This is a genomic window from Pseudomonas edaphica, assembly GCF_005863185.1.
GTDB lineage: Bacteria > Pseudomonadota > Gammaproteobacteria > Pseudomonadales > Pseudomonadaceae > Aquipseudomonas > Aquipseudomonas edaphica.
In genome coordinates this window covers 1-2,646 of sequence record NZ_VBVZ01000761.1, presented here as the reverse complement: position 1 = coordinate 2,646, position 2,646 = coordinate 1, and the positions used below count along the sequence as shown (strand labels likewise).

Sequence of the window (2,646 nt, the reverse complement as noted above, 5' to 3'; positions counted from 1 at the left end):
TGATCGTAGTATGTGTTCGCATACCGCTCGCCCCCATCACACAAGATCGCCACGATCGACCCCGACTCCCCCGCCGCTTTCATCTGCAGCGCCGCGACCAAAGCGCCGATCAGGTTAGTCCCGCTGGAACCACCCACCCGCCGCCCCAACCGCTCGGCCAGGTAATGCATGGCTGCCAATGACAGCGCATCCGGCACCTTGACCATCGCATCAATCACCTGGGGTAAAAACGACGCCTCGACCCGTGGCCGGCCGATCCCTTCGATGCGTGAACCGCACTCCAGACGCAAACTGGCATCGCCCGTCTGGTAGTAGTCAAAAAACACCGAACGCTCGGCATCGGCACACAGCACGCGGGTGCAATGCTGGCGATAACGCACGTAGCGGCCCAGGGTCGCCGTGGTGCCACCGGTGCCGGGGCTGGAAATCAACCAGCTCGGCTCCGGGTAATGCTCAAAACGCATCTGCTGGAAAATCGACTCAGCGATGTTGTTGTTTGCCCGCCAGTCCGTCGCGCGCTCGGCGTAGGTGAACTGGTCCATGAAGTGACCGCCACTTTCCTTCGCCAAACGTTCGGACTCGGCGTAGATCTGCGTCGGATCCTTTACCAGATGGCTCTTGCCACCATAGAAGGCAATCTGGTCGATCTTCGCCTGGGACGTGGTGGCCGGCATCACCGCGATAAACGGCAGGTCAAGCAAACGCGCAAAGTACGCCTCCGACACCGCAGTAGACCCACTGGACGCTTCGATCACCGGCGCACCCGGCTTGAGCCAGCCATTACACAGCGCATAAAGGAACAGCGAACGCGCCAGCCGATGCTTGAGGCTGCCAGTGGGGTGGCTGGACTCGTCCTTGAAGTACAACTCGATACCCGGCAGCCCCGGCAACGGAAGAGGGATGAGGTGCGTGTCGGCGCTGCGCTGGAAGTCCGCTTCGATGACACGGATGGCTTCGCGAGCCCAGGTACGGTGGTCGTTCATTAGGTGAGTCTCTAAGGGTTTCAGTCCCGATTTTAGGGGCTTTCCTACACGCCACACAGATACAGTGACGACTCAATTAGACACACAATTGCTAAGCTTTGACGCAAGACCAATCCTGACCCTCTCTTATAACAAATAAGAATATAACTTTTGTTTTAACAACTAACAGTACGGGTTAGGGTACCCACCTATTGAACCTTATTGGAGAGCATCCCTTGCCTCTGCGTAGCACTTTCACCCGTTTCTTCCAGCTGGAGGCCGCCAGCGGTCTGTTATTGATCGCCGCTGCCGCTTTGGCGCTGATCATCAATAACTCACCACTATCCCACCTCTACGGCGCCTTCCTCGATACGCCGGTGGTGGCGCAGGTTGGCGCGCTGAAAATCGCCAAGCCAGCGCTGCTGTGGATCAACGATGGCCTGATGGCGCTGTTCTTCCTCCTGATCGGCCTGGAGGTCAAACGCGAGTTGCTCGACGGCCACCTGTCCAAGCCATCGCAAGTGGTACTGCCGGGGGCGGCCGCGATTGGCGGCATGGTGGTGCCGGCTTTGATCTATTGGGCACTGAACAAGGACAACCCCGCCGCACTCGCCGGCTGGGCAATCCCGATGGCCACCGATATCGCTTTTGCACTCGGCGTCCTGGCCCTGCTCGGCAAGCGTGTACCGGTGTCACTGAAGCTGTTCCTGATGACCCTGGCCATCATTGATGACCTGGGCGCTATCATCGTCATCGCGGTGTTCTACTCCGCCGAACTGTCGAATGCAGCCTTGGCGGGCGCGGCCACGTGCCTGGTCGCCTTGATCGCGATGAACCGCCTGGGCGTGGTCAAGCTCGGCCCGTATATGATCATCGGCCTGATCCTGTGGGTCTGCGTGCTTAAGAGTGGCGTGCACGCCACCCTGGCCGGGGTAACCTTGGCGTTCTGCATTCCACTGCGCACCAAAAATGCCGAACCCTCGCCACTGCTGACTCTGGAGCACGCCCTGCACCCTTGGGTGGCCTACGCTATCCTGCCGTTGTTCGCCTTCGCCAACGCTGGCGTGTCGCTGACCGGGGTTACCCTGGACAGCTTCACTCACCACGTGCCCATGGGCATCGCTGCCGGCCTGCTGATCGGCAAGACCATCGGCGTGTTCGGCCTCACTTGGCTGGCCATCAAGACCGGAATCGCCACCCTGCCCAGCGGCGCCAATTGGGGCCAAGTGCTGGGAGTGGCCATCTTGTGCGGCATCGGCTTCACCATGAGCCTGTTTGTCGGCTCCCTGGCGTTTGTGCCGGGCGCCAGTGAGTTCGCGGGTGAGGATCGAATGGGCATCCTCACCGGGTCGATCCTGGCAGCCTGTATTGGCTACGCGGTCACAGCGCTGGCGAGTCGCAAGAAAGCCTGAACACTCTGAACGCCCCACAAAAAACCCCAACCGGTTACCCGGTTGGGGTTTTTCTTTTGGCGAAGATGACACTTTCGCGTAACGCCTAAAGACTTTGTCTCGGCCGCCGACTAAGGATTGTGGCGATCCGCCTGCCCCGTCTGGGGCACCCGCCTGACACAGCTCTTCAACGCGTTCCCAGCCCGAGCGAAAACCCATGTTCCTGAGAAATATAAGAATCGCAGCCAGAGCCTTCATCGGCTTCGCTGCTATTGCGTCGCTGAGTGTGTTTC

The 2,646-nt window shown here is 59.8% G+C and carries 2 protein-coding genes; one reads left to right on the top strand and one right to left on the bottom strand.

The window, feature by feature from the left end:
• Positions 1-983 (bottom strand): PLP-dependent cysteine synthase family protein (locus tag FEM54_RS30115; RefSeq protein WP_138454016.1); only part of this gene is annotated, 983 nt, incomplete at its 3' end.
• A gap of 215 nt (positions 984-1,198) precedes the next feature.
• Here FEM54_RS30115 and nhaA point away from each other — a divergent pair.
• The gene (nhaA, locus tag FEM54_RS30110; RefSeq protein WP_138454015.1) at positions 1,199-2,374 is read left to right on the top strand and encodes a Na+/H+ antiporter NhaA; all 1,176 of its coding nucleotides are present in this window, start codon (positions 1,199-1,201) and stop codon (positions 2,372-2,374) included.
• Positions 2,375-2,646 lie beyond the last annotated feature (272 nt).